Source organism: Actinomadura coerulea (genome assembly GCF_014208105.1).
GTDB classification, from domain to species: domain Bacteria; phylum Actinomycetota; class Actinomycetes; order Streptosporangiales; family Streptosporangiaceae; genus Spirillospora; species Spirillospora coerulea.
This window is the reverse complement of record NZ_JACHMQ010000001.1, coordinates 2,886,561-2,910,404: the sequence shown is the minus strand read 5'-3', so window position 1 is coordinate 2,910,404 and position 23,844 is coordinate 2,886,561. Positions and strand designations below refer to the sequence as shown.

Annotated in this window: 18 protein-coding genes; 7 read left to right on the top strand and 11 right to left on the bottom strand. The window is 74.6% G+C overall.

The features are described 5' to 3' along the window. Positions 1–206: 206 nt before the first annotated feature. Together BKA00_RS13490 and BKA00_RS13485 are read right to left on the bottom strand one after the other, a co-directional pair. The gene (locus tag BKA00_RS13490) at positions 207–1,886 is read right to left on the bottom strand and encodes a cyclic nucleotide-binding domain-containing protein (RefSeq protein ID WP_185025221.1); all 1,680 of its coding nucleotides are present in this window, start codon (positions 1,884–1,886) and stop codon (positions 207–209) included. Between the two features lie 12 nt (positions 1,887–1,898). Then, positions 1,899–2,237: a hypothetical protein gene (locus BKA00_RS13485; protein WP_185025220.1), complete on the bottom strand. Its 339-nt coding sequence runs from the start codon at positions 2,235–2,237 to the stop codon at positions 1,899–1,901. A 107-nt stretch (positions 2,238–2,344) separates the two neighbouring features. Between BKA00_RS13485 and BKA00_RS13480 the strand changes: the two genes are divergently transcribed. Next, a complete protein-coding gene (locus BKA00_RS13480; RefSeq protein WP_185025219.1) occupies positions 2,345–2,560 on the top strand; it encodes a hypothetical protein in 216 nt (71 codons plus the stop codon). 8 nt (positions 2,561–2,568) lie between these two features. On the opposite strand, the gene BKA00_RS13475 is transcribed toward BKA00_RS13480, so the two are convergent. Next, complete coding sequence (locus BKA00_RS13475; protein ID WP_185025218.1) at positions 2,569–3,711, bottom strand: acyl-CoA dehydrogenase family protein; 1,143 nt, start codon at positions 3,709–3,711, stop codon at positions 2,569–2,571. 74 nt (positions 3,712–3,785) lie between these two features. On the opposite strand from BKA00_RS13475, the gene BKA00_RS13470 reads away from it, so the two are divergent. Then, positions 3,786–4,361, top strand: coding sequence for a TetR/AcrR family transcriptional regulator (locus BKA00_RS13470; protein ID WP_185025217.1), 576 nt, complete (start codon positions 3,786–3,788; stop codon positions 4,359–4,361). Here the strand turns inward: BKA00_RS13470 and BKA00_RS13465 are convergent. The 4 genes from BKA00_RS13465 to BKA00_RS13450 are packed head-to-tail and all read right to left on the bottom strand — an operon-like array spanning position 4,358 to position 8,163. Then, positions 4,358–4,960: a GTP-binding protein gene (locus tag BKA00_RS13465; protein WP_185025216.1), complete on the bottom strand. Its 603-nt coding sequence runs from the start codon at positions 4,958–4,960 to the stop codon at positions 4,358–4,360. The genes BKA00_RS13470 and BKA00_RS13465 overlap by 4 nt on opposite strands. After that, positions 4,941–5,315 carry a DUF742 domain-containing protein gene (locus BKA00_RS13460; RefSeq protein WP_185025215.1) on the bottom strand — a complete coding sequence of 125 codons (375 nt, stop codon included), beginning with the start codon at positions 5,313–5,315 and terminating at the stop codon, positions 4,941–4,943. Before BKA00_RS13460 ends, BKA00_RS13465 begins: the two co-directional genes overlap by 20 nt. Positions 5,316–5,323: 8 nt before the next feature. Next, positions 5,324–5,764, bottom strand: coding sequence for a roadblock/LC7 domain-containing protein (locus tag BKA00_RS13455; protein WP_338072124.1), 441 nt, complete (start codon positions 5,762–5,764; stop codon positions 5,324–5,326). Then, complete coding sequence (locus BKA00_RS13450; protein WP_185025214.1) at positions 5,761–8,163, bottom strand: sensor histidine kinase; 2,403 nt, start codon at positions 8,161–8,163, stop codon at positions 5,761–5,763. Before BKA00_RS13450 ends, BKA00_RS13455 begins: the two co-directional genes overlap by 4 nt. Positions 8,164–8,641: 478 nt before the next feature. On the opposite strand from BKA00_RS13450, the gene BKA00_RS13445 reads away from it, so the two are divergent. Beyond that, a complete protein-coding gene (locus BKA00_RS13445; RefSeq protein ID WP_185025213.1) occupies positions 8,642–10,156 on the top strand; it encodes a M20/M25/M40 family metallo-hydrolase in 1,515 nt (504 codons plus the stop codon). Between the two features lie 95 nt (positions 10,157–10,251). On the opposite strand, the gene BKA00_RS13440 is transcribed toward BKA00_RS13445, so the two are convergent. Continuing rightward, a complete protein-coding gene (locus BKA00_RS13440; RefSeq protein WP_185025212.1) occupies positions 10,252–11,082 on the bottom strand; it encodes an LLM class F420-dependent oxidoreductase in 831 nt (276 codons plus the stop codon). Positions 11,083–11,145: 63 nt separating this feature from the next. On the opposite strand from BKA00_RS13440, the gene polA reads away from it, so the two are divergent. From polA to BKA00_RS13425, 3 genes are read left to right on the top strand one after another with little or no spacing between them, the layout of a single operon-like run. Next, the gene (polA, locus tag BKA00_RS13435; RefSeq protein ID WP_185025211.1) at positions 11,146–13,779 is read left to right on the top strand and encodes a DNA polymerase I; all 2,634 of its coding nucleotides are present in this window, start codon (positions 11,146–11,148) and stop codon (positions 13,777–13,779) included. A 45-nt stretch (positions 13,780–13,824) separates the two neighbouring features. Further along, positions 13,825–14,325 (top strand): inorganic diphosphatase, encoded by a 501-nt coding sequence (locus BKA00_RS13430; protein WP_185025210.1) that lies wholly within the window; start codon positions 13,825–13,827, stop codon positions 14,323–14,325. 12 nt (positions 14,326–14,337) lie between these two features. Beyond that, complete coding sequence (locus tag BKA00_RS13425) at positions 14,338–15,891, top strand: FAD-dependent monooxygenase (protein ID WP_185025209.1); 1,554 nt, start codon at positions 14,338–14,340, stop codon at positions 15,889–15,891. On the opposite strand, the gene BKA00_RS13420 is transcribed toward BKA00_RS13425, so the two are convergent. Continuing rightward, entirely contained in the window at positions 15,888–17,366 is a 1,479-nt protein-coding gene (locus BKA00_RS13420) for a phytoene desaturase family protein (protein WP_185025208.1), read from the bottom strand. The two genes, BKA00_RS13425 and BKA00_RS13420, sit on opposite strands and share 4 nt — an antisense overlap. Before the next feature lie 79 nt (positions 17,367–17,445). On the opposite strand from BKA00_RS13420, the gene BKA00_RS13415 reads away from it, so the two are divergent. Then, positions 17,446–20,286 (top strand): hypothetical protein, encoded by a 2,841-nt coding sequence (locus tag BKA00_RS13415; protein ID WP_185025207.1) that lies wholly within the window; start codon positions 17,446–17,448, stop codon positions 20,284–20,286. Positions 20,287–20,307: 21 nt separating this feature from the next. Here the strand turns inward: BKA00_RS13415 and BKA00_RS13410 are convergent, their stop codons facing one another. Further along, entirely contained in the window at positions 20,308–21,987 is a 1,680-nt protein-coding gene (locus BKA00_RS13410; protein WP_221493144.1) for an ArnT family glycosyltransferase, read from the bottom strand. Between the two features lie 40 nt (positions 21,988–22,027). Further along, positions 22,028–23,743, bottom strand: coding sequence for an alkaline phosphatase family protein (locus tag BKA00_RS13405; protein ID WP_221493143.1), 1,716 nt, complete (start codon positions 23,741–23,743; stop codon positions 22,028–22,030). Positions 23,744–23,844: the final 101 nt, after the last annotated feature.

The following is a 23,844-nucleotide window of genomic DNA, read 5'->3' as shown; positions in this document are numbered from 1 at the left end:
GGCGACATCAGGATCCGCGCCGGCGAGCAGGTTCCGTCCTATCAAGCTGCCCATTTCCACGACTCCCATCGACGACACCGGCCCCTACCCGACTTCCCGGGGAGGCGCCGCCTACACACCGCCCGCCGTCAGGCGTTCATCGCCTTCCACTGGCGGTCGGCGACGGGGCGCCAGGTGTCGTGCCGCTCGTGGAAGAGCGCCCGCCTCTAACCGGCGGCCCCCCCGAGCCGGGGCCGCGTCCTGCCCGCGGCGGGGAAGAGGCGCAGCCAGGCGTCGCCGGGCCCTGGCCCGCGTACCTCGACGGGCTCGAACTCCGGTCCGGCCCCGGCGATCCCCCGGTGCACGGGCGCGGAGACGATCAAGCCGAGGGCGGCCGCGACGCCCGCGAGCCGCCGCCGCAGGACGTCCGACTCCAGCAGCCGGGCGGCGCGGGCGAGCGCCGCCCCGCTGACCCCCTCCGGCCCCGCGTGCACCGGTCCCGCGTCGACCGCGACCCGCACCTGGAAGCGCCGCCCCTCGGCCGCGTCCCCGTTGTGCCGGTCGACGCGCTCGGCGAGCGCCCGCACCAGCGGATCCGCCGGGGCGCTCACCGGGACCCCGGGCGGGACCACGATCAGCACCCCGTCCCCGCGGTCCTCGCGGTGGCAGGCCGCCCAGGAGACGTCGGCGGCGGCGAAGGACTCCTCAAGCGACCGGAACAGCACCCGCCGGATGGCCGCCCGGTCCGCCTCGGTCCTGTCCGGGGAGCCGAACCCCACCACGTCGGCGAACACGACCGTGCAGTCCTGCCCCGTGAGGAACGGGGAGCCGGACACGGCCGGCGGGCGGGACTCGCCGCCCGCCGTGAGCCGCTCCAGCCGGACCGGGTCGAGGACGTCGATCGTGCCGTCCCCGGCGTGGACGAGTCCCGCGCCGTCCCACTCGTTGAGCACGCTGGCCACCGCCGCGGGCGTCGAGGACGTCCAGCCCGCCAGCTCGGTCCCGGTCAGCGGGAGCGCCCCGTCCCGCGCCCGCGACAGCGTGGTGAACAGCGCGGCCAGCCGGCGCTCGGTGTCGGCGAGCTCGGTGCCGGAGGTGCGGGCCGCGGCCTCGACGGTGCGGTCGTGCGCCTGCTTCTCCAGCACCGACTGCACCCCCGCGCGGCGCTCCACGACGCGCCGGAAGTCCGACGCGGCGACGACGAGCGCCTCCACGGTGTCGAGCGCGATGACCGTCGCCGTCCAGGCCTCGCCCTCGAACAGCGCCCGCTCGCCGATGAGATCGCCGGGGCCGCGGACCGCCACGATCCGCTCCTCGCCCGCCCGGTCGACGCGGACCTTCGTCCACCCCGACAGCAGGACGACGACGTAGTCGGCCGGATACCCCTGCCGCAGGATCGGCGCGCCCGGCCCGAAGGCGCGCGGGCGCGCGGCGCCGCGGACGGCGTCGCGGTCCTCGGAGCCCAGCGCGTGCCAGAAGCTGTCGCGGAGATTCCCGGCCCGGGCGGCGGAGCGCTCGCGGACCCCCTGCGCCCGGGCCGCCGCGGCCCCGGCGCGCGCGGACGCGGCCAGCGGCGCCACGAACAGGGCCAGGACGGCGAACGTGAACCCGGCGAGCAGCGCCGCCGCGGACGTCCCGGTCTCCGCGGCCGCCCATGCCGTGCACACCGCCCCGAGGGCGCCGAACGCCACGGCCCCCCGCGCGAGCGCCCGCCCCGGATCCGCCGCGGGGGAGTGCGCGGGCCCGGCCCTGTCCGCGGCGAAGGCGGGCGAGGCGTCGGAGAACGCCTCCAGCAGCCGCCGCGTCCGGCCCGCACCGCCCGGCGGCGCCGCGCTCGGCCCGCCGGTGGCCGGCGCGTCCGAGAACGCCTCCAGCAGCCCGCGCCAGCCGCGATCAGGACTCGGCATCGCTTCCCCCGCTCATCCGGCCCGGCCGGGCCCGTCGTCTTCGCCGTCGCCGCCCGGGCCCGGCGGCAGCGCCCAGAGCGCGTACCGGCCGAGCTTCGCCATGACCGCCGGTGCGCTCGCGCCGCACGCGAACGCGAGCCACGGCGCGTCGACCAGGTCGCTTGCCGCGGCCGCCGACGTCACCATCGCGGCGAGCGCGCAGTGCAGCGCGCAGGCGAACAGGTAGTACCGGCCGCCCGGCCCCTTGGGGTAGCGCCACGGAGGCCCCTTCACGCGCCGGTTCGCCTCAAGGAACGCCAGCGTGCGGTTGGCCGCGGCCCCCATGACCCCCCACACGACGAACTGCCACATGACCCGACGGTAGGGTCCGGGCCGACGGCAGACCGTGACACGCCGCACAAAACAACACAGAACCCACTACAGGGTCTCGCGGCGGCGGGTCCGCTACGCTGCGCCGCATGGGTCCTGAGGAAGCCGGCGCGAAGGTCAAGCTCGCCACCACCCGGTACGAAGACCTCGCGGCGCAGGTCGAGGCCGCGAGGGAGGACCTGTTCGACGCCTACGCGGCCGCGGCCCGCGAGGGCCTCGGTCCCGAGGAGCTGGCCGACGGATCCCCGTTCACCGCCGACCGCATCGCCCGCGCGCTGCGGGAGCGCGGCGTCGGGCCCGGCTAGCTGTGCAGCTAGCGGGCGAGGTGGCGGGAGATCACCAGGCGCTGGATCTGGTTGGTGCCCTCGAAGATCTGCATGACCTTGGCCTCCCGCATGAAGCGTTCGACCGGGAAGTCGCGGGTGTAGCCGGCGCCGCCCAGGACCTGGACGGCGTCCGTGGTGACCCTCATGGCGTTGTCGGTGGCGACCAGCTTGGCGACGGACGCCTCGCGGCCGTAGGGGCGGCCCGCGTCCCTGAGCCGGGCGGCGGCGAGGTAGGTGGCGCGCGCGGACCCGACGGCGGCGGCCATGTCGGCCAGGACGAAGGCGAGCCCCTGGTGGTCGATGATCGCCTTGCCGAAGGCCTCGCGCTCCTTGGCGTAGGCGACGGCGGTGTCGAGCGCGCCCTGGGCGAGGCCGGTGGCGACGGCGGCGATGCCGAGGCGGCCGGCGTCGAGGCCGGCGAGGGCGATGGACAGCCCCTGGCCCTCGTGGCCGATCAGGTGGTCCGCGGGGACGCGCGCGTCCACCAGGCGGACGGTCGCGGTGGTGGAGCCCATCAGGCCCATCTTGTCCTCGGGCTCGTCGAACTCCAGCCCGGGGGTGTCGGCGGGGACGTGGAAGCACGAGATGCCTCGTGACTTCTCCTGCGACGTGCGCGCCATGACGGTGTAGAAGTCGGCCTTGCCGCCGTGGGTCGTCCACGCCTTGGCGCCGTTGAGGACGTAGGAGTCGCCGTCGCGGACGGCCCTGGCGCGCATCGCGGCGGGGTCGGAGCCCGCGTGCGCCTCCGAGAGGCAGTAGGCGCCGAGGCTCTCGCCGGAGAGCATGCCGGGCAGCCACCGCGCGCGCTGCTCGTCGGTGCCGAAGGCGAAGAGGGGGAAGCAGGACAGCGCGTGGACGCTGACGCCGACGCCGACGCTCGCCCAGGCCGTCCCGATCTCCTCCAGGACCTGGAGGTAGATCTCGTAGGGCTGGGCGCCGCCGCCGAACTCCTCCGGGTACGGCAGCGTCAGCAGGCCCGCCCGGCCCAGCGTCGTGAACACCTCCCGGGGGAACGTCCCGGTGCGCTCGGCGTCCGCGGCGCGCGGCGCGAGCTCCTTGGCCGCGATCTCGCGGGTGAGCGCGATCAGGTCCTCGGACTCGGCGTTCGGCAGGTGCCGGGTGGCGGGCATGGGCGGTCTCCTTTCGGCACCGCCAACCGTACCAAAGGCGGTACCGGCGAACCCGTTTTGGTACTGTCGCCGTCATGACCTCGGTGGACGAGCGGGTGACCCGGGCCTCGCGGCGGCGCGAGACGCTGATCGACCGGCTCATGGACCTCTTCCTGGAGCGCGGGTTCGCCGAGCTGGGCGTCGCGGACCTGGCCGCGCTGCTGCGCTGCTCCAAGAGCACGCTCTACTCGGTCGCGGCGAGCCGGGAGCAGATCATCACGGCCGTCGTGCGGGCGTTCTTCCGCCGCGCCACCGAGCGCGTGGAGGCCGCGCTCGACGGAAGTGCCGACCCGCGCGAGCGGGTCGGCGCCTACCTGCGGGCGATCTCGGTCGAGCTGGCCCCCGCGTCCGCCGCGTTCTTCGCCGACCTGGACGCGTTCGCCCCCGCGCGGGAGATCTACAAGAGCAACACCCGGTACGCGGTGCGCCGCGTGCAGGGCCTCGTGCGGGAGGCGGCGCCGGGCGGCGACGCCGCGTTCGTCGGCGCCGTCGCCGGGCAGGTGATGGAGTCCATCCACCGCGGCGAGATCAAGGCGCAGACCGGGATGGACGACTCGGCCGCCTACGCTGCGCTCGCGTCCCTCATCGTGGCCCGGATGGCGGCCGGCTAGCTCCGGGCCGTCTGCAGGGCGTGCTCGACGAGCGCCACCAGCACGCCCCGCGCCACCTCCCGGCTCCGCACGTCGCACATCATGACCGGCACCTCCGGATCGACGTCGAGGGCGTCGCGGATCTCCTCCACGCCGTAGCGGCGGGCGCCCTCGAACCGGTTCGCCGCGATGACGAACGGGATCTCCCGCTGCTCGAAGAAGTCGATGGCCGCGAAGCTCGTGCTGAGCCGGCGGGTGTCGACCAGCACGATGGCGCCGACGGCGCCGTAGGCGATCTGGTCCCACATGAACCAGAACCGCTCCTGGCCCGGCGTGCCGAACAGGTACAGCCGGACGCCGCCGGAGAACGTCAGGCGCCCGAAGTCCATCGCCACGGTGGTGGTGGTCTTGCCTTCCACTCCGCCGAGGTCGTCGACGCCGACGGACGCGTCGGTGAGGACCTCCTCGGTGCGCAGCGGGCGGACCTCGCTCACCGCGCTCACCAGCGTCGTCTTGCCGACGCCGAAGCCGCCGGCCACCAGGACCTTCAGGGTGTGGAGCGGGACGTCGTCGTCGCGCCCGTGCGCGGTGGCGGCCGGGTCAGAGGCGGCGGAGTTCATCGAGCACTCTCATGAGGATGCGGGGGTCGGGGCGTTCGGTCTGCGCGGCCTGCGGCATCTCCTCGATCAGGCCGTACTGGTGCAGGTCCTCCAGCAGGATCTGCACGACCCGCAGCGGCAGGTCGGTCTCCGAGGCGAGGTCGGCGGGCGTGGAGGGCCGCCCGCACAGCTCCAGCAGCCGCCGCTGCTCGCGCGACAGCCAGACCCGGTCGGCCGGGGTCCGCCCGGTCGCGACGAGGACGGTCACCAGGTCCAGGACGAGCCCGCGGGGGCGGGTGCGCCCGCGGGTGACCGCGTAGGGCCGGACGACGGGGCCGGCGTCCGACCCGACCCAGCGCTCTCTCGGGCTCTCCACGGCCGGCTCTAGCCTGACGCGCCCGAGCGCACCGGCGGATCCTGCGACTCGGCGCCGCGCGGCTGGGCGGCCAGCGTCCGCCGCACCCGCTTGATCAGCATGGTCGTCTCGTAGGCGACCAGCCCCGCGTTGCCGCCGGCGTCGCTCAGTACGGCCAGGCAGCTCCCGTTGCCCGCGGGCATGACGAAGAACAGCATGCCGTCCAGCTCGACGACGGTCTGCCGCACCTGCTTGGCCTGGAAGTGCTCGCGGGCGCCGTTGGCCAGGCTGTGGAAGCCCGACGACAGCGCCGCGAGGAACTCGGCGTCCTTGCGGGTGACGTCCCCCGAGGCGCCCATGACCAGGCCGTCCCTGGACAGCAGGACGGCTTGGCGGACCTCCCCGACCCGCTGCACCAGATCGTCGAGCAGCCAGTCGAGCTCGCCGGTGGCGTTGCCCTGCCGCATCATGACTCCCCCCATTCATCGCGTGGATCCAGCTCGCCCGGTTCGTCGTCGACCCTGCCGCGCAGCCATCCCGACTGCAACGACGCCATCAGGTCGCGGCTGAGCTCCGGGCTCGGTTCTTCGAAATCGTCCTCGTCCGCCGCGGCGGCGGGCCTGCCGGGCCGCGGCGCGGAACGCCCGCGCAGCTGCGGGGCCAGGGAACGCTGCCGCACCCGGCGCGGAAGCCGTCCCGTGACCTCGCTGTCCTCCCGCGGGTCCGGCGGCGGGTCGAGCGGCGGGTCGGAGGGCGGCGCCGGCGGCGGCACCGCGCCCGGCCCGGCGGGCAGGCCGGCGAGCTCCTCGGACGGCCGCTCCCGGACGATCCGGCCGGGCAGCGCCGGACGCGCCGGGCGGCCGAGCCGTGCCTGCACTCCGCCCCCGCCCGCGTGCGCGGCCGAGCCGACCGGCTGCGGCGTTCCGGGCGCGTGGCCGCGCGCCGTGCGCCAGTCGTCGTCGAGGACGACCAGTGCGTGCGGCACGAGGACGATCGCGGTCGTGCCGCCGTACGGGGACGGCAGGAGCGAGACCTGGATGCCGTGCCGGGCGGCGAGGCGCGCGACGACGAACAGGCCGAGCCGCTCGGTGTCGACCAGGTCGAACTCGACGGCGCTGCCGAGCCGCCGGTTCAGTTCCTCCAGCTCGTCGGGCTCCAGGCCGACGCCCCGGTCGACGACCTCGACGGCCAGCCCGTTGGCGACCGTCTCGACCTTGACGGTGACCTCCGTGGTCGGCGGGGAGAACGACGCCGCGTTCTCGATCAGCTCCGCCAGCAGGTGGATGACGTCGGCGACGACGTCGCCGCTGACCGCGGCCGAGGACGCGCCGGTCACCTCCACCCGCGTGTAGTCCTCCACCTCGGCGATCGCGGCGCGCACCACGTCCTCGGCGGCGACCGGGTGGTCCCAGGCGCGGACGGTCGGCGACCCGGACAGGATGACCAGGCCCTCGGCGTGCCGCCGCATGCGGGTGGTCAGGTGGTCGAGGCGGAACAGGTCGTCGAGCTCCTCGGGGCTGGACGCGCGCCGCTCCATCTGGTCCAGCAGCCGCAGCTGCCGGTGCAGCAGCGACTGGCTGCGCCACGACAGGTTGATGAAGACCCGGTTGATGCTGGCGCGCAGCTCGGCCTCGCCGACCGCGGTGCCGACGGCCGTGCGCTGGACGGCGTCGAACGCGTCGGCCACCCGGGCGATCTCCCTCGTCCGCCCCCGCTCCGGGCGCGGCGCCTCGGCGTCGACGTCGACCTTCTCGCCGCGCCGCAGCCGGGCCACGACCGCGGGCAGCCGCTCGTGCGCGAGCCGCTGCGCGAACGCCTGCAGGTCCCGCAGCTCCCGCGCGAGCCTCCGGGCGAACAGCACCGAGAGCGTGACCGAGGCGGCCACGATCAGCAGGCCCACGACGCAGACCAGGAAGAACCGGAGCATGATCCGGTGCCCGGCGGGCTCGACGACGTCGTCGTTCAGGACGTCGCCGAGGCGGGCGGAGGAGGTGAACCACAGCGGGCTCAGCTCCTGCGTGGCCGTCCGCCACTGCCGGACGCCGGGGTTGAGGCCCTGCCAGCGGATCTGGGTCTCGATCAAGGTGAAGCTGCCGTAGGCGGTCGAGGTGGCCAGGTCCTCGACGACCCGGGACAGCTCGCCGGTCACCTCGACGCGGGCGAGCGAGAAGAACTGCTCGCGGTTGCCGGCCCAGCCCGCGAAGGCCATGCGCTCGGCCGCGGTCAGCCGGCGCGCCCCGACCGCGGACATCAGGGCGTCCTCGCGCAGCATGAAGTCGCTCGCCCACGAGAAGTGGGTGATCCCGGCGCTCTGCCGGTACACCGCCGTGTCGTTGACGCTGATGAAGGTCGTCAGCAGCCGGAACGTCGAGTCGGAGAAGCCGCTGTAGGCGTCGATGGCCTGCACCGTGCTGGCCGCGTGCTGGGTGATCTGGGTCCGCAGCGGTTCGAGCTGGTCGAGGCTGTCGTCCAGCGCCTCCATGCGCTCCCAGAGCTCCGGGCCCATCGCGTCCTTGAGGCGGGGCTTGAAGGCCGCCGAGCGGAAGGCCGCCACGGCGGTGTCGGTCTTGCCCGCGAGGTCCTCGTAGGCCCGCCCGTCGGCGGCGGTCCGGGCCGTCAGGACGGCCACGGCGGCGGCGCGCTCGCGCTGGAGCGCGCCGATGACGCTTCCGGCCGGCAGCCCGACGTCCTTGTACATCCGTGTGAACTCCGACCGCTCCAGTGCGGCCGACAGCGTCGTCCCCGCCGAGAACACCCACAGCGACACCAGAGCGGCGAGCGGGATGGCGAGGAGCATCGCGATCCGCCGGCCGACCGGCTGCGTGCGCCGCCGCTCATGGGAGCCATGAAGCTGCTCGGCCTTCGTCACCGGCCCACACTCCTGATCGTCTTCGAACCGGCCGTCCCCGACCGACCTGGCGGGACCGGAGCATACTTAGTTCGATTTGCCGGGGACCAGAGGTCTCACCTGCGGCGACTTGTGACCTTTCGCGTGCACCGCGTTAACGGTTGCGCTTCGGGCGGGTATGCAGCGGTTCGCTGGCGCCGTGCAGGGCACGGCCCTTCCGGCCGCGCCCTGTCCGCCCCTTGTGAGCGTCATCGCAGGTCAGTCCATTGGCCGCAATTAATGATCTTGTAATGGGCGGTCCTTGGGCGGCCTCTCGATCGCGTCGGTGGAACGCGGTGAAGGGCCCGCGGGGGTAATCGGCGGGGCCATGTCAACCGTGTTAACCCGGTGAAGAACGAGGCCAATATTGGCCGTTTCGATGCTGAGTCGTGTCTTGTTGCGAGAAATGACTGGTGTCAGGCTTCGGTTTACTTTGTCCCCCCATCAACGGAGACCGAGCATGCGCAGAGCCGCGCTAGCCGTCCTCGTCGGGCTGTCGCTCGCCGCCACCACCGTGGCCGCGGCGCCCGCCCAAGCCGCCGGCCCGGCCCAGTCCAGGCTGGCCCAGCTCGTCAAGCTGAGCGACGTGCGGCACCACCAGCTGAACCTGCAGAAGATCTCGGACGCCAACGGCGGCAACCGGGCCGCTGGACTGCCCGGCAACAAGATCACCATCAGGTACATCGCGGACCAGCTCAAGCGGGCCGGATACGCGCCGGTGGTCCAGAACTTCGAGTTCGACTTCTGGCAGGAGGTGTCGGAGCCGGTCCTCGCCGAGACCGCGCCCGAGCCGAAGACGTTCACGCCGCACGGCGACTTCGAGACGCTCCAGTACTCCGGGTCGGGTGACGTCACCGCCCCCGCGACCCCCGTCGACCCGGGGGCCACCGGCTCCGGCAGCGGGTGCGAGGCGGGCGACTTCGCCGGGTTCCCGAAGGGCCACATCGCGCTGATCCAGCGCGGCGGCTGCTTCTTCTCCCTGAAGACCGACAACGCCGTCGCCGCCGGCGCGGCCGCCGTCGTCATCTACCAGCTGCCCGACCAGCCGGGCCCGGTCGGGGGGACGCTGACCACGCCCTACGGACTCCCGGTGGTCGGACCGACGAACGCGGTCGGCAGGGCCCTCGTCCAGCAGGCGCAGAACGGCGGCGTCACGCTCCGGGTCAAGACCGACACCCTGAACCAGAAGCGCCAGGCCGCGAACGTCATCGCCGACACCAGGCGCGGCAGGGCCGACAACGTCGTGGTGGTGGGCGCGCACAACGACAGCGTCACCGCCGGGCCCGGCATCAACGACGACGGCTCGGGCACCGCGACGCTGCTGGAGATGGCCAAGCAGATCAACAAGCTCGGCTCCAAGGTCCGCAACAAGGTGCGGTTCGCCTTCTGGGGCGCCGAGGAAGAGGGACTCCTCGGCTCGCAGTACTACGTCGACGACCTGCCGCAGGCCGAGCGCGACAAGGTCGCGCTGATGCTCGACTTCGACATGCTCGCCTCGCCCAACTACGTGAACTTCGTCTACGACGGCGACAACAGCGCGGGCGGGAACAACGTCGAGGCCCCCGCCGGGTCCGGCGCGATCGAGAAGGCGTTCGTCGACTACTTCGGCAAACGGAGGCTGCCCACCGACCCGACCCCGTTCAACGGGCGCTCGGACTACAACGCCTTCATCACCGTCGGCATCCCCGCCGGCGGCCTGTTCACCGGCGCCGAGGGCATCAAGACCCCCGAGCAGGCGAAGCTGTACGGCGGCACCGCGGGCCTCGCCTACGACCCGTGCTACCACCAGGCCTGCGACCGCTACGACAACGTGAACCTGAAGGGCTTCGACCAGATGATCGACGGCACCGCCGCGGTCACGGAGCTGTTCGCGCACAGCACCCTGACGGTCAACGGGAACGAGCTCGCCCGCGGGCGGGCGCGGTCCGGCCAGCGCGTGACGCCGGACGTCGTCGGCAACCGCGCGACCCGGTAGGACCCGTCACACCGGGGGACGCGCCCGGCCCCGGGCGCGTCCCCCGCCATGTCCGCCCGGCGGTGGCGGGGGCGCCGTCAGAATGAGCGGTCCGGTCAGAGCAGCGCCTCGGCGATCGACCGCAGGGCGGGACGGGGGTCGCCGCCGGACTCGGTCAGCACCTGGACGGCGACGTTGTCGGCGCCGGCCTCCAGATGGGCGGCCGGCCGCGCGGAGACCGCCGCCGCGTCGCCGTGCGCGACGAGCGCGTCCACGAGCGCGTCGCTGCCGCCGCCGGCGAAGTCGTCGGCGGTGAACCCCAGCCGCTCGAAACTGGCGACGTAGTTGCGCAGGGCGAGGTAGCGACCGAGGGTCTCCCTGGCGATCGCGCGGGCGCGCACCGGATCGGGTTCGAGCACGACCTTCTGCTCCGGCGCCAGCAGCGGGCCCGTCCCCAGGATCTCCCGGGCCGACCGGGTGTGCTCGGGCGTGGTCAGGTACGGGTGGGCGCCCGCGGCGCGCTCGGCCGCCAGCCGCAGCACCTTCGGCCCCAGCGCGGCGAGGACCCGGCCCTCCACGGGGACGTTCCCGGCGTCCAGCCGGTCGAGGTAGTCCACGATCGTCTCGTACGGGCTGCGGTACTCCTGGTCCCGCTCCCGGTGCCCGATGCCGGCGCCGAGCAGGAACCGGCCGCCGTGCAGGTCGTTCAGCCGGTGGTAGGCCGCGGCCGCCTCCTCGGCGGGCGTGCTCCACATGTTCACGATGCCGGTGGCGACCACGATGCGGCCGGTCGCGGCCAGGAGCCGCCCGGCGATGTCCGGATCGGCCGGCGAGCCTCCGATCCAGACCGTGCCGTAGCCGAGTTCCTCGACGTCCCGAGCCAGTTCCGGGGTCAGCTGGGGCCAGGGGAGCCAGATCCCGAGCCGTCCAAGTTCGATCTTGGTCATGCCGTCCCCAACACCTCCGCCGCCGGTTTCATGCCTCCTGCCCCGGCTGCCAGGATGTGACACATGACGGACCGGCCACGCCTGCTGCTCCTGGACGGCCACTCGCTGGCCTACCGGGCGTTCTACGCGCTGCCGGTCGAGAACTTCACCACCACCTCCGGGCAGCCGACCAACGTCGTGTACGGCTTCGCGAACATGCTCGCCAACGTGCTGCGGGACGAGCGCCCCACGCACGCGGCCGTCGCGTTCGACGTCTCCCGGCAGACGTTCCGCACCGAGGCGTTCCCCGAGTACAAGGCCACCCGGGCGAGGTCGCCGGGGGAGTTCGGTGCCCAGCTGCCAATCCTGGACCGGCTGCTCGCCGCGATGAGCGTGCCGGTGCTGCGGGCGCCCGGCTACGAGGCCGACGACGTCATCGCGACTTTGGCGACGGCGGCGGAGGCGGACGGCATGGACGTGCTGATCGTCACCGGCGACCGGGACGTGCTCCAGCTCGTCAGCGACGACGTCACGGTCCTGTACTTCTACCGGACGGCGTCGGAGATGATCCGCTACACGCCCGGCGCGGTGCGCGAGCGGTACGGGCTCACCCCGGCGCAGTACCCCGACTTCGCGGCGCTGCGCGGCGACCCGTCCGACAACCTGCCGAGCATCCCCGGCATCGGGGAGAAGACGGCCGCCAGGTGGGTCCGCGAGTACGGGTCGCTGGACGCCCTGCTGGAACACGCCGGCGAGGTCAAGGGCAAGGCGGGGGAGAAGCTGCGCGCCGCGGCCGCCACGGTCGCGCTGAACCGGCGGCTGACCGAGCTCGTCCGCGACCTGGACCTCCCGGTGGCGCCCGCCGACCTGCGGCGGCGCCCGTACGACCTGGCGGCCTTCACCGCCCTGCTGGACGAGCTGGAGTTCCGCAACGCCAGCCTCAGGCAGCGCCTGTTCGCGGCCGACCCGGGCGGCGGACGCCCCCCGCGCGACGCCGGGCCGGAACCCGTCCAGGGGCGGGAGCTCGGGCCCGGCGAGCTGGCCGGCTGGCTGGGGTCGCACGCGACCGGCCTGACCGGGCTGGCCGCCGACCACACCTGGACGCGCGGCGCGGGAGGCATCGAGCGGATCGCGCTGGCCGCCGGCGACGGGAACGCGGCGTCGTTCGAGCCGTCCGCCCTCACCACGGCGGACGAGCGGGCCTTCACCGCCTGGCTCGCCGACCCCGGCCGCCCCAAGGCGCTGCACGACGTGAAGTCGCTGCTGCGCGTGTTCGCCGAGCGCGGCTGGCGGCTCGAAGGGGTCGCCACCGACACCGCGATGGCCGCCTACCTCCTGCTGCCGGGCCTGGCCGCCTACGGGATCGCCGACCTCGCGGGCCGCCATCTCGGGCGCCGCCCGACCGCCGAGGGCGCGGCGGGGCTGATGCTGGGTGCCCGCGCCGTCCTCGACCTCGCCGGCGTGTTCGCCGCCGACCTGGCGTCCACGGGCATGGACGAGGTCATGCGGGACGTCGAGCTGCCGCTCTCACGCCTGCTCGCCCGCGCCGAACGCGCCGGCGTGCACGTCGACGCGGACCTGCTGCACGAGCTGGAGCGGTACTTCTCCGACGGGATGGAGCGCGCGGCCGACGAGGCCGCGGAGATCGCCGGGCACCGCTTCAACCCCGCCTCGACCAAGCAGCTCCAGGAGGTGCTGTTCGGCGAGCTCGACCTGCCCCGGACCAAGAAGATCAAGTCGGGGTACTCCACCGATCTGGACGCGCTGACCTGGCTCGCCGCCCGGACCGGCAACGGCCTGCCGCAGGTGCTGCTGCGCCACCGCGACCAGGCGCGGCTGCGCTCCACGGTCACCGGGCTCATCCGCGAGATCGGCGCCGACGGCCGCATCCACACCGACTTCCAGCAGACCGTCGCCGCGACCGGCCGGCTCACCTCCGCCGACCCGAACCTCCAGGTCATCCCCATCCGGACGGAGGAGGGGCGGCGCATCCGCCGCGCCTTCACGCCCGGCGGCGGCTACGAGTCGCTGATGACGGCCGACTACGGCCAGCTCGAACTGCGCGTCATGGCGCACCTGTCGCAGGACCCCACGCTCCTGGCGGCGTTCGAGTCCGGCGAGGACCTGCACACCACGATGGCCGCGCGGGTCTTCGGCGCCCGCCCGCAGGACGTCACCCCGGACATGCGCCGGAAGATCAAGGCGATGTCGTACGGGCTGGCCTACGGGCTGTCGGCGTTCGGCCTGGCCAGGCAGCTCGGCGTCCCGGTGGCCGAGGCGCGCCCGCTGATGGACGCCTACTTCGAGCGGCTCGGCGGCGTCCGCGACTACCTCGACCACGTCGTCGCCGAGGCCCGGGCCACCGGTTACACCCGGACGATCCTCGGCCGCCGCCGCTACCTGCCCCACCTGAACAGCGACGACCGGCGGCGCCGCGAGACGGCCGAGCGGATGGCGCTCAACGCCCCGGTCCAGGGCTCCGCCGCGGACATCGTCAAGATCGCGATGTTGCGGGTGGACGAGGCCCTCACCGCCGCCGGGCTGGCCAGCCGCCTGCTGCTCCAGGTGCACGACGAGATCGTCCTGGAGGTGGCGCCCGGCGAGGCCGGCGTGGTGCGGGAGATCGTCCGCACCGGGATGACGACGGCCTACCCGCTCGCGGTCGGCCTGGAGGTCGCCATCGGCTCCGGCCCCGACTGGAACGCCGCCGCCCACTGACGTGGCGCGGCGGTTCGTGGGTAGTGCTCCCCTGGGGAGGGATTCATGGAGATCGACATGATCGTCGAGATCCCCCGGGGATCGCGCAACAAGTACGAGATGGACCAGCGGCTCGGCCGCATCCGGCTCGACCGGATGCTGTTCACCTCGACGCAGTACCCGGTGGACTACGGCTACATCCCGGACACGTGGGCCGAGGACGGGAGCCCGCTGGACGCGATGGTGATGCTGGAGGAGCCCACCTTCCCCGGGTGCGTGGTCAGGGTGCGCAGCGTCGGGGTGTTCTGGATGCACGACGAGGGCGGCCCCGACGCCAAGATCCTCACCGTGCCGGCCGGAGACGTCCGCTACGCCGGGATCCGCGACCTGAGGGACGTCCACCAGCACGTCCTCGACGAGATCGCCCACTTCTTCGACATCTACAAGAGCCTGGAGCCCGGCAAGGGCACCGACGTGCGCGGCTGGCAGGACCGGGAGGTCGCCGACCGGACGATCGAGCGGGCCGCCGAGCGCGCCCGGGAGGTGGCCGGGAACGCCGCGACGTGATCGGGTGGACGCGTGAGGGAGAGCGAACCGGTCGTCGTCGTCGGCGCGGGGCCCGTCGGCCTCGTCGCGGCGCTGCTGCTGGCGCGGCACGGCGTGCCGTCCGTGGTGCTGGAGGCCGCCGCCCGCCGCGACCCGTCCGGATCCCGGGCCATCTGCTTCCAGCGCGACGTGCTCGACGTGCTCGACCGCGTCGGGTGCGCCGAGGCGATGATCGCGCGCGGTGTGACGTGGACGACCGGCCGCACCTACCACCGCGGGGACGAGTTGTTCGCCGTCTCCTTCGCCGACGCCGGGCACGGCGCCGTGCCGCCCTGGATCAACATCTCCCAGGCGGAGGTCGAGGCGCGGCTGCGGGACCTGGCGGCGGCCGAACCGCTGGTGGAGGTCCGGTACGGGCATCGCGTCACAGGACTCCGCCAGGACGGCGACGGCGTCGAGGCACGCTGCGAAGGAGCCGGAGGGGCCGTGCGCGGCACCCATCTGGTCGGCGCGGACGGCGGGCACAGCGCCGTCCGGGAGCTGCTCGGCATCGGCTTCCCCGGCCGCACCTTCACCGACCGGTTCCTCATCTGCGACATCCGTGCGGACCTGCCGTTCCCGAGCGAGCGGCGGTTCTTCTTCGACCCCGAATGGAACCCCGGGCGCCAGGTCCTCGTGCATCAGTGCCCGGACCGGACGTGGCGCATCGACTGGCAGGTCCCCGCCGATCACGACCTCGACGCCGAGCGCGGGTCCGGCGCGCTGGACGCCCGCATCCGCCGGATCACCGGGGACGTCCCGTACGAGATCGTCTGGGCCACCGTGTACCGGTTCCACGAGCGGGTCGCGGCGGCGTTCGCGTCCGGCCGCGCTTTCCTCGCCGGGGACGCCGCCCACCTCTACGCGCCGTTCGGCGCCCGCGGCCTGAACTCCGGCGTGCAGGACGCGGAGAACCTCGCCTGGAAGCTCGCGTTCGTCCGGCACGGCTGGGCCCCGCCCGCGCTGCTGCGCAGCTACGACGCCGAGCGCCGGGCCGCCGCCGGGGAGAACCTGCGGGTGACCACCCGCACGATGGAGTTCCTCGTCCCGCGGACCCCGCGCCAGCGGGCCAGGCGGCTGGCGGCCCTGGAGGCCGCCCGGACGCACCCGGACCCCCGCACGATCGTCGACTCCGGCAGGCTCGCCGAGCCGTTCTGGTACCTGGACTCGCCGCTGACGACCCCGGCCGGGCCGGTGGAGGACTTCCCGCGCGCTCCCGGGGCCGACCGCCCGCCGCTGCCGGGCGTCCTGTGCCCGGACGGCCCGTGCGTCGTGGACGGCGAGCCGACCCGCCTGCGCCGCCTGTTCGGCACCCGGTTCGTGATCCTCACCCAGGGCGGGCCCGCCGGAAGGCTGCCGACCGACGTCCCGCACCAGGTCCACGCCCTGGAGGCGATCGACACCAGCGGGGAGCTGCGGGCGGCGCTGAACGCGGGCCCGGAAACGGTGCACATCGTCCGCCCGGACGGTCATCTGGCCGCCGTACTGCCGGCCTACGACCCCGACGCGGCCGTCGCCGCCCTGCGCCGCGCCTGCGGGCGCTCCTAGCCCGCGTCCAGGACGGCGCGGGCCGCGTTGTGGCCCGGGATCCCGCTGACGCCTCCGCCCCGCCTGGCGCCCGCCCCGCACACCAGCACGCGCGGGTGCTCGGTCTCGACGCCCCACCGCCCGCGTTCCCCGGCGGCCTCCGCGAACGGCCACGACAGGTCGCGGTGGAAGATGTGGCCGCCCGGGAGGCCGACCGCGTCCTCCAGGTCGACGGGCGTCTTGGCCTCCAGGCACGGCGCGCCGTCCGGGGCGCGCAGGAGGCAGTCCTCGATCGGCTCGGCGAGCACCGCGTCGAAGGACGCCAGCGTCGCGCGCAGCGCCGCCGCGCGCGAGCCTTCGGGGTCCGCGCGGAACAGCCGCGCGGGCATGTGCAGGCCGAACAGCGTCAGCGTGTGGGCCCCGGCCTCCCGCAGTTCCGGTCCGAGGATGGACGGATCGGTCAGCGAATGGCAGTACACCTCGGCGGGCGGGACGGACGGGATGCGGCCGCCGAGGGCCTCGCGGTAGGCGCTGTCGATCTGCTCCCGGCCCTCGTTGATGTGGAAGGTGCCCGCGAACGCCTCCTCCGGCCGGACGGACGGGTCGCGCAGCCGCGGCAGCCGCGAGAGCACCATGTTCACCTTCAGCTGCGACCCCTCGGCCGAACCCTCCCGGGGCATGTTGACCAGCACCCACCTGGCCGAGACGGCGTGCTCGGCGCCGTCGGCGTCCCGGAACGTCACCTCCCCGGCGGGGTCGACGTGCAGGACCTCCATCCCGGAGCGCAGCTCGGCCCCGGCCGCGCGGGCGGCGTCGGCCAGGGCCCCGGTCACCGCGCCCATGCCGCCGACGGGCACGTTCCAGTCGCCGGTCCCGTTCCCGATGACGTGGTAGAGGAAGCACCGGTTCGCCAGCAGCGAGGGATCGCCGGTGTCGGCGAACGTGCCGATCAGCGCGTCGGTGAGGACGACGCCGCGCACGGTGTCGTCGGTGAAGCGCTCGTCCACGACGTCCCCGATGGGCCGCTCGAACAGGTCGCGCCACGCCTCCGCGTCGTCCACCGCGTCCCGGAGTTCCGCGCGGTCGCGCAGCGGCTCCAGCAGGGTCGGCGCGACGCGTCCGGCGACATGCCCGGCCATCGCGTAGAAGCGCCGCCAGGCGCCGGCGTCGGCCCGCAGGGACGCCGCCGTCCGCGCGGGATCCCCGTTGTCGATCAGCAGGCCGCCGTCGCCGACCGGCGTGTACGAGGCGAACCGCCGTCCGCGCAGCTCGACGCCCAGCCCGAGGTCCCGGACGATCCGCGACGGCAGCAGGCTCACCAGGTAGGAGTACCGCGAGAGCCGCGCGTCCACGCCGGGGAAGACGCGCGCCGAGACCGCCAGCCCGCCGAAGTGCCCGAGCCGTTCCAGCACCAGCACGCGCCTGCCGGCGCGTGCCAGGTAGGCGGCCGCGACCAGGCCGTTGTGCCCGCCGCCCGCGATGATCACGTCGTACATGACCACAGGGAACCACACGGGCCGCCGGACACGCGGAATCCTGTTGGCCGGTGCGGGCCGCGGGAGGATGATGGGGCGAGTGAAGATCCGGCTTTCTGGGGGTGTGGTGGCGTCCGGGCGCCATGCCTGGATCGCCCGCCCCTCCGGCCCGCAGAGGCTCCTGGACGGGGCGGCCGCCCACCCGGGGAAGCCCGTGGCTCTGGGGCCCGAGGAGGCTCCGGCGGATGAGGTGGCGAACGCCGTCCGGGAGCTGTCGCTGCTCGTCGCCGACGGGGGCGCCGTCGCGGCGGGAGCGGGCGTCGACCTCGGCGCCGGGTTCCGCTCCGCGCGGCTGGAGGGGGCACGCGGAGACCAGCGGGACGCCGTCCTGGCCGCGCTCCGGGCGGTCGGCCTCCACGGCGCGCACCGCCTCGGCGAGCGGGCCGGCGTGCTCGTCGCGCTCTTCGGGCCCGCGGTCACCAAGCGGGTCGGCGCGGCCGCCGGGCGTGCCGCCGAGGAGGGGCGCTGGGCGGCGCTGCACCTGGCGTCCGCGGCCAGCGACGTCCTCGGCCCCGAGCAGATCGAGCGGGTGCTCGCCCTGGAGGCGCCCGGAGGCGTCGACCTCACCCCGGGCGGATCGCCGTCCGTGCTCGCGGGGTACCTGCGGCAGGTGCTCGGGCCGGTGCCCGCGCCCCGCAGGCTCGCGCTGGTCCTGGACCTGTGGGAGCGGGTCGCCGAGCACCGGGCCGGGCTGGCCCGCCGGGAGGCGCGGTTGGCCACGCAGAGCCGCCGCGACCGGCTCGAGGACCTGCGCGCGCGCCGCCGCCACCACGACGACGAGCACATCGTGTGGCAGGTCCGCATGGACCTGAGCGACGAGAACCCCTCGCTCGCCGACATCGCCCGCTGGACCCCCGGCCGCTGGTACTGGCACGAGCGCCTCCAGCGCGCCTTCGCGGACGCGATCGCCGCCACCGCGCTGCTCCGGACGGCCGTGGCCGTCGCCGACCACGGCCTGGAGGACGGCCTCGAGCGGTCGGCCCCGGTGCTGCGCGCGGCCGCGTCCCTCATGCCCGACTGGGCCGCCGGGAAGGCGGCGCGGCGCGTGCCGGGGCTCACCGGCCTCCCCGCGCGTCCCGGCGCCTACGTCCGCGACCTCGCGCACAGGCTCGCCGCCGGCAGGCCGATGGACGCCAAGACCGTCGGCTATGTCAGGCCGCGCCTGGCCTGCGCCCGCGACTTCGCGCTCATCGTCTTCGAGGACATCGGGCGCCTGATGGGTGACATGGTCGGGACCCACGACGACCTTCTGCGCGAGTGGTCGCCCAGTCTGGAGAGCTGGCGCGAGGCGGCCGGGTACGACCGTCCTCCGGCCGAATGGGACGGCATTCCGCAGTGGAGCGGGCCGATGCTGGGCGACGCCGAGCCGCTGCGCCGCAGGCTCGCTCCCGGGCAGGACCCGGCGACCGTGGAGACCGCCGCCGACCTCCTCTGGTACACCGACCTGATCGACGCCCTCGCCCGGCTGCACGGGCACGAGCGGGCGCAGCCCACCCCCGGCACCGGCGATCCCTGGTTCGACCACGACCCGCCGCCGGCCGGCGAGCCGCTGACCCCGCGCCTCGACTCGCTCATGGCCGCCGTCTCCGGCGCGGCGCAGCTGGTCGCGCTCGGCGGTGTCCCGCCCCGGGCGCCCCGGACCTGGGAGGCCCTCACCGCGGGTCTGATGTCGGCCACCGCGATCGCCGAGGCCCTCACCGGCGACTTCGCCGTCCCGACGCCGCTCGCCGCCCTGGACGGCGCGACCGTCCCCGGGACCCGCCTCCGGCTCAAGATCGCCCACAGCGCCCGGGAGGTCGCCGAATGGGCGGACCACATGGGCAACTGCATCGCCGGACCGGCCTACGTCGAGGAGGCCAAGGAGGGCCGGAGCGGTCTCGCGGGCCTCTACGACGCCGACGGCCTGCTGGTCGTGAACGCCGAACTGATGCCGCTTCGGCCCGCCTCCCGCGGCTGGCGGGTCAGCGAGATCGCGGCGAGGTTCAACGACGCGCCGGACGAGACCCTCGAACGGCGTTTCCGCGACTGGGTCGCCGCGATCCCCGGTCCCGCCGAGGACGAGGCCGCGCCGGTGCCGGAGGAACTCCCGCCGCCGCGTCCGGCCCGGCGGCGCCCCGCGCCCCGCCTCGTCGAGGAGGCCGGGCCCGCCCTCGGCGGGCTCGCGCTCCGGTCGTACGCGGGGTCCGCCCCGGAGGCGCTCGGCGCCCTCGCCGCCGTGGCCGGGACCGGGCCGGACGCCGCGCTCGCCCGGCTGCGCCGCTTCGGCGGCCCGCAGCTCACGGGGGCCGTCGGCCGCGCCCTGGACGAGGGCGCCGCCGATCTGGTCCGGCTCTGGACGGCCTCCGGTCACCGCCCCCTGCGGTCCGCGCTCGACGCCCTCGAACCGGCGCTGCGCGACCGCTACGACCAGCTCCCGCTCCTGCTCGGCGAGCCGCCGCTGCCGAAGACGCTGCGCAGGCTCGTCAAGCGCCCCGACGTCGCCGACGCCTACTCGCTCGACCTGGTGGCGCGCCGCGTCCGCCGTGCGATCGGCGCCCTCGCGCTCCAGGACGCCCCGGTCATCGCCCGCGCCTTCGCCAAGCCGACGGCGGAGGAGCCGCTGTGCGCGCTCGCCGTCGCCACCACCTGCGCCGCGCCGGACATCGGCCTCGTGCCCGTCATGCCGCCGCGCACCACCACCGTCCCCGGCTTCCCGGCCACGACCCTGGAGGACGAGGAGGGCCCCTGGCAGCGCGCCCTGCCCGCCGCCCGTGACCTGGGCGCTGACACCGCCGTGTTCTGGGACGAGATCGCCGAGCACGGTCTCCGCGTCCCGGCGTCCTGGCTGGCGCACGGCGGCTGGGCGGCGCTCTGGTCCCGCGCCCACACCCGCCGCCGCTGACCCGGCGGCCCGGGGAAGGCGCTACGGGCGCGGAGCGGGCCGGCGGAAGATGGTGACGGAGTGCCCGACCTCGTCGATCGGCTCGCTGGTGCGGATCAGGGGCGTCAGCCGCGGGTCGTTCTTGACGAGCCAGCTGTCGGAGACGACCAGCAGCCCGCGCACGTCGCCGGGCGGCGCGGTGAGCGGGTCCCGCGCGCGGATGCCGTAGGCGGACGGGACGCCGCTGCCCTTGAACACCAGCCAGACCGGCTCGCCCGGGTACCGCTCCCGGAGGCGGTCGGCGAGCCGCCCGAGGTCCTGTCCCCAGTCGACGTTGGAGTCGTGCAGGCGCAGGTGGGTCCTGGACGGTCCGCCGAACGCCTCGTTGGAGTACGGCAGGTAGTAGGGGAAGGTGCGCAGCGAGCTGACCGCGACGAACATCAGCAGTGCCACCGTCGCGGCCCTGGCCCACCGCCACGGGTAGAGGACCGCTCCGCCCGCCGCCACCGCCAGAAAGACCGGGACGACGATGGCGTAGCGGACGCCGAGGTCGCGGGACCCGGTCATCGCCACCGCCAGCAGGACGGCCGTGGGCGCGAGAAGGTACGGCGCGGCCGGACGCAGCCGGGGCAGCGCCGCCGTCGCGGCGACGCCCGCCGCCCACAGGACGAGCATCCCCAGGGGCGTCTTCACCAGCAGCGCGGCCGGCAGGTAGTACCAGCGGGAGCCCCGGTAGACGTCACCGAACAGGAAGCCGGTCCACCGCATGTCCTCGAAACCGAACTGCGCGCGCATCCCGTCCTGGAAGGGCCGGGGGAACGGCAGCCAGCCGACGGCGAGGCCGCGCGGCCCGCCGACGGACGGCAGGTCGGCGGGCGCGGCCCAGCGCAGGCGCGGGTCCACCGCGAGGTAGCTCGCCCACACCACCGCGACGGCCAGGACGCCGACGCCGGCCGCCGACAGCACGGCGGTCGCCACGGGACGGCGCGGCGGGCGGGACGTCCAGACCGACACCGCCGCCAGGACGAGCAGGACCGGCAGCGCGGGCAGCGCGCTCATCTTGGTCGCCACGGCCCCGCCGAGCGCCGCCCCGGCGAGCGGCAGGCAGAGCCGCGGCCCGCGCCTCGCGCGCCAGAGCAGCCACACCGACGTCAGCAGGAGACCGGCCGTGGGGACGTCCAGCGTGGCCAGCGACCCGTGCGCGATGACGTCGGGGGAGAAGGCGTAGAGGGCCAGTGCGGTCAGGCCGCCGGCCGGCCCGGCGAGGTCGCGGGCGAACGCGAACACGACCAGCCCGAACAGCAGGGTCAGCGCGATGACGGGGAGCCGCCCCGCGAGCAGCATCCGCTGAGGGTCGTTGCCCCACCGGTACAGGAACTGCCTTCCGAGCCTGTAGTCGCTGCCGGTGAAGGAGGCGCGCAGGTGCGGCCCGGCGAGCACCGCGCCCGCCCCGATGACCAGCTTGCCGAGCGGCGGGTGCTCGGCGTTGTGGCGCAAGTCGTGCTCGCGCAGGTACACCACGCCCGTGCTGATGTAGACGGGCTCGTCGACGGTCGGGCTCTGCTGCACGGCGGTCGTGACCATCGCGGCGCCCATCTGGGCGAGCAGTACTGAGACGACCGCCGCGAGCAGCCACCGCCGGCGCAGTGCGCCGAACCGGCCCGGCGCCGCCTCCGCCGTAGGCGCCGCGGGCCGTCCGGGCTCCGCGGACAGCGAGGTCACGCCGCCACCCCTTCCCGAAGAGCGTCCGCCCGATCTCCGTTCAGCCTCCGAACGCGGTCAAGAAACGGTCGCGGAACGCGCTCATCGGCCATACCGGGGTCTCCCTGCCGGGGCGCAGGCCGTCCTGCCAGCCCCATCCGGAGATCCTGTCAAGGACGGCGCCGTCCTTCGCCACGATGGTGATCGGGACGTCCCGGCTCGCGCCCGGGCCCGTGATGAGCGGCGCGGGCTGGTGGTCGCCGAGGAAGACCAGCACGGTGTCCTTGTCGCCGTAGGTCTCCAGGTAGGAGACAAGCGTGTTCAGCGTGTACTCGATCGATGCCCGGTACTCGGCGCGGATGCGGCCGGGCGCGGGCCATGGCGCGTCGTAGCCCTTGCCCATCCCGTTGAAGACGGAGCCGTCGCCGACCTGCTCCCACGGGACGAGCCGCGGCACGGACGCCCACGGGGCGTGGCTCGACACCAGCGCCGTCTCCGCCATCACCGGCGCCCGGTCGTCCTTCGCCAGCTCGGTGCGCTGGAGCGTCGACAGGGTGTACTGGTCGGGCATCGTGGCGAAGCTGAAGCGCGGGCCGCGGTAGCCGAGGTTCCGGTCGTCGTAGACCTTGTCGTACCCGTAGAAGGACGCCTCCGGCCAGGCCCGGGTGATCGCCGGCATGAGCGCGACCGTCCGGGAGTCCGCGCGGTGGAACGCCCCGTTCAGCGTCAGCCGGTCGCTGTTCACCAGGGCGCGGTACCGCTGCTGGTTGTTGACCCACAGCCCCGACAGCAGCGTGGCGTGCGCCAGCCAGCTTCCGCCGCCCGCCGTGGAGGACGTGAGCCAGCCGCTGCGCGCGAAGAACCCCGCCTTGCCGAGCCGCCGGGTCCCCTCGTCGAGGACCGCCCCGACCTGCGGCGCGTACTCCGGGCTCTCCACCGCCGACCGCCCGTAGCTCTCCACGAACGCCAGGACGACGTCCTTGCCGCGCAGCCCGGTCAGCAGCTTGCCGGACGGCGTGCCGCGGAACCTGTCCACGGCGGCGGCCCTGGCGAACTCCTCCCGGTCGTTCAGGCTCGTCCGGACCTGGCGCGCGTGGTCGTAGGCGAGGACCGCCGCGCTCCTGGACGCCACCGGCACACCGTGGACGAACTGCGCCCCGAGGGCGGCGCAGGCGAGCCAGACGGTCCCCAGCACACCGGCGGCACAGGACGCCGAGCGCCGGTGCCGGACGGCCACGCCGCTCAGGCGCAGCGTCGACAGCGCCGTCAGCACGACCGCACCGACCGCCAGCACCACCGCCAGCACGGCGGCCGCGACCGCCCCCGCCTGCCCGGACGACTCCTTGACGAACTCCACGGCCGGCCCCAGCAGCGGCCAGTCCAGCACCAGGTCGAACGGCCGGACGAGCACCGCGTCGAACCCGATGTCCAGCACCTTCAGCACGAGCAGCAGCCCGAGGACCGCCCCCGCCGCCCCTGCCGCGTACCGCCTCGCCCTGGCCGGGAGCACGAGGATCAGCGCGACGCCGGCGACGCCCTCGATCGGGACGCGCACGAACGCTCCCGGAGCAAGCCGGGCGAACTCGGCCGGCGCGACCAGCGCGACCAGCACGAGCAGGAACGCGGCGCCGGTCACCGCCCGCGCCGCCGCACGCCGCCGTCTCGGCCGCTCGCCGGCCTCGCCCGCACCGGTGGGTTCTGTGATCCGCTCCAGGCGGCTGTCGGTGGTCAGGTCGTCCTCCCAGGTTCGGCCCCCGCCGCGTACGCGACACCCCACAGCACGTCCGCCCCGCGGCCGCCGGTTCAAAAAGATCTCATTTCGGCGGGCCCGGGATGTAGAGAACGCGGGCACGGCTCCGATCCACTGGTGAGAGGCGC